The 6,100-nt window shown below is 71.2% G+C and carries 6 protein-coding genes; 4 read left to right on the forward strand and 2 right to left on the reverse strand.

All coding sequences use genetic code 11. From position 1 onward, the window contains the following. Positions 1–379: 379 nt before the first annotated feature. Entirely contained in the window at positions 380–721 is a 342-nt protein-coding gene (locus QMZ92_RS26530; protein ID WP_283300015.1) for a hypothetical protein, read from the reverse strand. On the opposite strand from QMZ92_RS26530, the gene QMZ92_RS26535 reads away from it, so the two are divergent. From QMZ92_RS26535 to QMZ92_RS26545, 3 genes are all read left to right on the forward strand, one after another. Continuing rightward, the gene (locus tag QMZ92_RS26535) at positions 690–1,229 is read left to right on the forward strand and encodes a L,D-transpeptidase family protein (protein ID WP_283300016.1); all 540 of its coding nucleotides are present in this window, start codon (positions 690–692) and stop codon (positions 1,227–1,229) included. The genes QMZ92_RS26530 and QMZ92_RS26535 overlap by 32 nt on opposite strands. Before the next feature lie 130 nt (positions 1,230–1,359). Next, a complete protein-coding gene (locus QMZ92_RS26540; RefSeq protein ID WP_283300017.1) occupies positions 1,360–1,824 on the forward strand; it encodes a hypothetical protein in 465 nt (154 codons plus the stop codon). A gap of 96 nt (positions 1,825–1,920) precedes the next feature. Beyond that, positions 1,921–2,838 carry a DUF3152 domain-containing protein gene (locus QMZ92_RS26545; RefSeq protein WP_283300018.1) on the forward strand — a complete coding sequence of 306 codons (918 nt, stop codon included), beginning with the start codon at positions 1,921–1,923 and terminating at the stop codon, positions 2,836–2,838. Positions 2,839–3,073: 235 nt separating this feature from the next. Here the strand turns inward: QMZ92_RS26545 and QMZ92_RS26550 are convergent, their stop codons facing one another. Further along, positions 3,074–4,654, reverse strand: a complete 1,581-nt coding sequence (locus QMZ92_RS26550; protein ID WP_283300019.1) for an acyl-CoA mutase large subunit family protein — start codon at positions 4,652–4,654, stop codon at positions 3,074–3,076. Between the two features lie 211 nt (positions 4,655–4,865). On the opposite strand from QMZ92_RS26550, the gene QMZ92_RS26555 reads away from it, so the two are divergent. Next, positions 4,866–5,705: a L,D-transpeptidase family protein gene (locus QMZ92_RS26555; protein WP_502962142.1), complete on the forward strand. Its 840-nt coding sequence runs from the start codon at positions 4,866–4,868 to the stop codon at positions 5,703–5,705. Positions 5,706–6,100 lie beyond the last annotated feature (395 nt).

Consider the following 6,100-nt stretch of genomic DNA (forward strand, 5'->3'; position numbering starts at 1 on the left):
GAGCCTCTGTCCAGTGCGGACAGCTTGCAGCACTCCGGCAGTCCAGAGGAGGTCCCATGTCGGCAGGTGCGGCGAGGCGGTCCTTGCCGGGGGCGGGAACGGAGTGCGCACTCCGAGTACGCACCCGCGCGGGCTCATGTCAGCGCCCGGCGTCCGCAGCACTGCCCGTAGTCGGACCGGTTCATCCTTTATCCGATGAATGTGCGTCGCCTGGTTCTCGGTCAGGGCGGCCGTGTATAACCGGCCAACCTTGTCGCGCGGCCGTGCCCGCCGCGCTCTTCCGACGAACCAAGGACGACTTCGTGCTGCCCTCATCCCGTCCCGTTTCCACTGTTGTTGCCATGGCCGGAGCCATGGTGCTGATGTCGGCCTGCGGGGGTCAGGGGTCCTGGGACGCCGACTCCGCGGGGTCCGCCGTGTCGGCCGCGCCCGTCGTGACGCAGGACGGGACCGACGCGTCCGCGTCGGTGAGCCCGCCCCCGTCGGCCTCCGCCTCTGCGTCGGCCTCGATCTCGGCCTCGGCCAGTGCGTCAGCCTCCGCGTCAGCCAAGGCGCCCGGCAGCGCCTCGGCGACCGGCACTTCGCGCACCCAGGAGGGCGGCACGCAGAACGACCAGCTGGCCGCCGCACCCGCCGAGCCGGACTTCCCCGTGCCGGTGAGCGTCGGCGACGCCACCCAGGTGATCACGGTGAAGGCGAGCGGCTCGTACGCCACGGTCACGGCCTGGTCCAAGGAGGCGTCCGGCTGGAAGGCCGTCGTCTCCGACAGCGGCCGCGTCGGCTCGAACGGGGTCGTCGACGGGGCCACGCGCAAGCAGAGCACGTACACCACGCCCTCCGGCACGTACACGATCACCGAGGGCTTCGGCGTCGAAGCCGGCGGCACCGCCATGCCGTACACGAAGGTCGACTCCAGCCACTGGTGGGTCCAGGACCCGGAGTCGAGGTTCTACAACTCGATGCACACCGAGGAGGGCGCGGACTTCCCGCTCACCGAGTCCGGCGAGCGCGGCAGCGAGCACCTGGTCAACTACCCCACCCAGTACGCCAAGGCCCTCGTCATCGACTTCAACCGCCGGCCCGCCGTCCCGGGCCGGGGAGCGGGGATCTTCCTGCACGTCAACGGCAGCGGCGCCACTGCGGGATGCGTCTCCGTGCCGCGGGCGACGATGGACCGGATCATGGGCTGGATCAAGCCGTCGGCGCATCCGCGTATCGCGATCGGCTGACGGCTGACGGCTGACGGCTGACGGCCACCCGAGCACCGGTGAAGGTTGTACGGGCGATGTCGGCGTCTCTGTGAGAACCGACACTTCCCTTTCCCGTGATGGTCGTGACATCACTGACGCTTGATCAGACATGGACAGCGACTTCGGCACAGTTCCCGGCGCGCAGGACATGCGCGCCTATGTCACCCATTTTGTCGCACAGTTGACCGAACGGAACCGGCTGCCGCTCGACTACTCTGTCTCCAGCCTGCGGATCGTCGACTTCCTCGTCGACGGTCTCCGCCGGGGTGATCCCGAGCGGACGCAGGTCGAGGGGGTCCTGCGGGGTCTCGGCGGGTACGTCGGGGAGGTCATGGTGCGCCGGGCCGGTGGCCGGTGGGTCGACTTCGATGCCGGGCAGCGGGAGTTCTTCGACCAGCCGGTCGGTGTCCGGATGCCCGACGGCCGGGCCTGGAATCCGCTGGGCAAGGTGGTCAACCGCTTCGAGGCGGGCGGCCCGGAGGAGTCCGCGCAACGGCTCTATCTGCAGTTGCACGGCAGGTCCGCCGGCCGTGCCGGTGGTGCCTGCCGGACCGGCAGGACGGTGTCGTGCTGATTCCGCTCTCGACATGACGGCTGCGCAGTGAATCTCGCCGTGACGTAACGGCGGCGCGCCCCCGCACGGGCGCGGAACACGAGAAGGAGGTCTGCCGTGGGTCGGCACATGGGCCGCCGGCACCGGTCGGCTTCCGGCGGGCGGGCGCGCGGACGTCGCGACCACGGCCGCGGACACGTCCGGCGCAACAGCGCGGGGACGTGGGCGATCGCGGTCGTGATACTGGTCTGCGCGTCGTTCGGTGGAGGTGCCGCGTTCGCCTACTGGCAGGAGACCCGGGACGGGGCGGTGGCCGACCGGGCCCTGCCCGCCGCTGATCCGTCGGTAGCCCCGGCACGGAGCCCTCTCGACGCGTCACCGAGCGGCACCCCCGGCGCCGGCGCCTCCGCGTCGCCCCGCCCGTCCTCCTCGGCTCCCCGGCCGTCCGCGAGCGGGGACGTCGCCATCCCCGCCACCGGCCCGGGGACCTTCAGGACGGCGTCGGCCGACGTCCCGGCCGCCGGACGGGGCAGCCGGTTGTGGCGCTACAAGGTGCTCGTCGAGGACGGCATCGACATCGGGGCGAACCAGGCCGCGGCCGAGGTCGCGGCGATACTCGCCGACGACAGGGGGTGGACCCGGGGTGGCAGCCACTCCTTCCGGCTGGTGAGCTCGGGGCCGTACGACTTCGTCGTGAAGATCGCCGCCCCGGGCACCGTCGACCGCGTCTGCGGCGCCGCGGGACTGCTGACGAGAGGGGAGGTGAACTGCCGGGTCGGGGAGGACGTGGTGGTGAACCTCAAGCGGTGGATGCTGGGGTCCCCCGAGTTCGACGGGCCGATCGGCGACTACCGGGCGCTGATCGTCAATCACGAGGTCGGCCATCGCCTCGGCCGCGGCCACGAGGGCTGCCCCGGGCCGGGTGAGCCTGCCCCCGCGATGATGCAGCAGATCAAGGGACTTCAGGGCTGCGTCGCCAACGCCTGGCCGTACGACCGGGACGGCGGGTACGTCGGGGGCCCTGCCGTCCGCTGAGCCGCCCCTCCCTCCCCTGCCGTGCCGCCGGCGCGCCCATGGATCGCCGCCGGCTCCCCACCCCCTTGCGGGTGGGGGCGGCTGTCACTCCACGGCGGCGGACCATCTCGGGCGGACGAGTCCCTCCGCCGTGCCCGTCGGCCGCCCGGAGACGCCGACGAGCGCGAACCTAGGCGGTGCGCAGGGCGGAGGCGGGCCGGACACGGGGTCTGCGATCCGGATGGCGGAAAGTCGATCAGAACACGTCACTCGGGACGTACGTGCCCCACACCTCGCGGAGGGTGTCGCACACCTCGCCGACCGTCGCCCGGGCCCGCAGCGCCTCCTTCATCGGGTACAGGACGTTGTCACTGCCGGAGGCGGCCTCCCGCAGCTCTCCGAGGGCCGCGTCCACGGCGGCCCGGTCACGCCCGGCCCGCAGTCCCGCCAGCCGCTCGGCCTGCCGGACCTCGATCGCGGGGTCGACGCGCAGCGGCTCGTAGGGCTCCTCCTCGTCGAGGGTGAAGCGGTTGACGCCGACGACGACGCGTTCGCCGGTGTCCGTCTCCCGCGCGATGCGGTAGGCGTTTCGCTCGATCTCGCCCTTCTGGAAGCCGCGTTCGATGGCGCTCACCGCGCCGCCGAGCTCCTCCACCTTCCGCATCAGTTCCAGCGCCGCGGCCTCCACGTCGTCCGTCATGCTCTCCACCACGTACGACCCGGCGAACGGGTCGACGGTGGCGGTGACGTCGGTCTCGTACGCGAGGACCTGCTGGGTGCGCAGCGCGAGCCGGGCCGACTTGTCGGTCGGCAGCGCGATCGCCTCGTCGAAGGAGTTGGTGTGCAGCGACTGCGTGCCGCCGAGGACGGCCGCGAGCCCCTGGACGGCTACGCGCACCAGGTTCACCTCGGGCTGCTGTGCGGTGAGCTGCACCCCGGCGGTCTGGGTGTGGAAGCGCAGCATCAGCGACCTCGGGTTCCTCGCGCCGAACTCGTCGCGCATCACCCGGGCCCAGATACGGCGCGCGGCGCGGAACTTCGCGACCTCCTCCAGGATCGTCGTCCGTGCCACGAAGAAGAACGACAGCCGGGGCGCGAAGTCGTCCACGTCCATCCCCGCCTCGACGGCCGTCCGGACGTACTCGATGCCGTCCGCGAGGGTGAAGGCGATCTCCTGCGCGGGGGAAGCGCCGGCCTCGGCCATGTGGTAGCCGGAGATCGAGATCGTGTTCCACTTCGGGATCTCGGCCCTGCAGTACTTGAAGATGTCGGCGATCAGCCGCAGCGACGGCTTGGGCGGGAAGATGTAGGTGCCCCGGGCGATGTACTCCTTCAGCACGTCGTTCTGGACGGTGCCGGTCAGCCTGTCCGCGGGCACGCCCTGCTCCTCGCCGACCAGCTGGTAGAGGAGGAGCAGCAGCGCGGCGGGCGCGTTGATCGTCATCGACGTGGAGACCCGGTCCAGCGGGATGCCGTCCAGCAGCATCCGCATGTCGTCGATCGAGTCGACGGCCACGCCCACCTTGCCGACCTCGCCGTGCGCGATCGGCGCGTCGGAGTCGTGCCCCATCTGCGTCGGCAGGTCGAAGGCCACGGACAGACCGGTCGTGCCGTTGGCGATGAGCTGCTTGTACCGGGCGTTGGACTCGGCGGCCGTGCCGAAACCCGCGTACTGGCGCATGGTCCACGGGCGGCCCGTGTACATGGACGGGTGGACGCCGCGTGTGAAGGGGTACGAGCCCGGCTCGCCCAGCTTCTCGCCGGGATCCCACCCTTCGAGGTCGTCCGGTCCGTAGACCGGCTCGATGGGCAGACCCGACTCGGACTCACGCGCCATGTGGTGTGCCTCCCGGTAGTGCTACTCGCCGGTACGCAACTCTCGCGACGGACCGTACCGGCGGGTCTGCGGGCAACGACTCGTCCCCTGCTGGGACCTTGCTCACAGCATGCTCCTTCGGCCGCAACCAAGCAGGGCCGCGAAGCATCCCTACTCACACAACCTCAGGGGGGCACCTATGCACCGTACGTCCGTTCTACAGAGATCGCTCATGTCCCTCGCGGCCGTGGCCCTGGCCGCCGGGTGCACGAGCCAGGGGGCGGGCGGGGGCAGCGCCGGCCTGCCGGCCGCCCCGGCCGGACCGGCCGGCCTGTCGAAGGCCCCGGCCACCACCGCCACCGCCGTTCCTGCGGCCGACGACGCCAAGCCCCCCGCCCCGTCCCCGTCCCCGTCGACGCCGGACGCCCGGACGGCGGAGCCGAGGGTCCTGATGACGGAGGGCACCGAGACCGAGCAGGTCCGCGAACTGCAGGCGCGACTGCGCCAGATCGGCCACTTCCACCGGAGCCCCACCGCGTTCTACGGCTCGATGACGGCGAAGGCCGTCAGCGGCTTCCAGCGGAAGCAGGGGCTCGCCGCGACCGGTTCGGTCGACGAGACCACCTGGCGGCGACTGCTCGGCACGACCCGCACGCCCACCGCCGACGAACTGCGGCCCGCGACGACCAACGCGCTCGACGAGCCCGACCCCCGGTGCCTGACGGGACGCGTGCTCTGCATCAGCAAGGAGAGCAGGACGCTCGCCTGGATGATCGACGGCACGGTCGTCGCGGCGATGGACGTGCGCTTCGGCTCGGAGAACACGCCCACCCGTGAAGGAACGTTCAGCGTGGGCTGGAAGGCCGAGGAGTGGGAGTCGACGCTCTACCACACCCCCATGCCGTACGCGATGTTCTTCAGCGGCGGCCAGGCGGTGCACTACTCGTCGGACTTCGCCGCCCGCGGCTACAACGGGGCCTCGCACGGCTGTGTCAACGTCCGCGACAAGAAGAAGATCGCGTCGGTCTTCGGCCAGGTGAAGGTCGGCGACAAGGTCGTCGTCCACTGGTGAGGCGGCGCGGACCGAGCACGGACGGGCTGCGCCGTGGGCGCGGTGCGGACCGGGTGGAAGAAGAGAGGAGGCGCGGGCGGGACCGGGGGAACGTGTCCCGCCCGCGCCTGTGTGCACTGAGCCGTGGGTACGGGGGGAACCCCGGCTCAGGCATCGCCGATGACCAGTCGGCTCACTCAGTACTGCGTCGCCCAGCCGAAAAACGTCACACCTGGCCGGAAGAATTTTGCCGCGCAAGGAAAAGCGCAGGTCAGCAGCGCAGCGCGCCTTCGGCGCGCGCCGTGGGCGTGGTAAATCCCGTGGCGTGCGCCGGGGGTGCTTCTGTCTGCCCTGACGTGAGTTGCTACGGGTCCGGGACGCTGGAGGGGTTCGTTCCGGCCGAAACCGAGGTCTCT

It is taken from the genome of Streptomyces sp. HNM0645, from assembly GCF_030056615.1.
GTDB lineage: Bacteria > Actinomycetota > Actinomycetes > Streptomycetales > Streptomycetaceae > Streptomyces > Streptomyces marianii.

Coding starts and splice junctions, on each gene's coding strand:
- QMZ92_RS26540 (WP_283300017.1), top strand. CDS start 1,360: ATGGACAGCGACTTCGGCACAGTTCCCGGCGCGCAGGACATGCGCGCC.
- QMZ92_RS26550 (WP_283300019.1), bottom strand. CDS start 4,654: ATGGCGCGTGAGTCCGAGTCGGGTCTGCCCATCGAGCCGGTCTACGGA.
- QMZ92_RS26555 (WP_502962142.1), top strand. CDS start 4,866: ATGTCCCTCGCGGCCGTGGCCCTGGCCGCCGGGTGCACGAGCCAGGGG.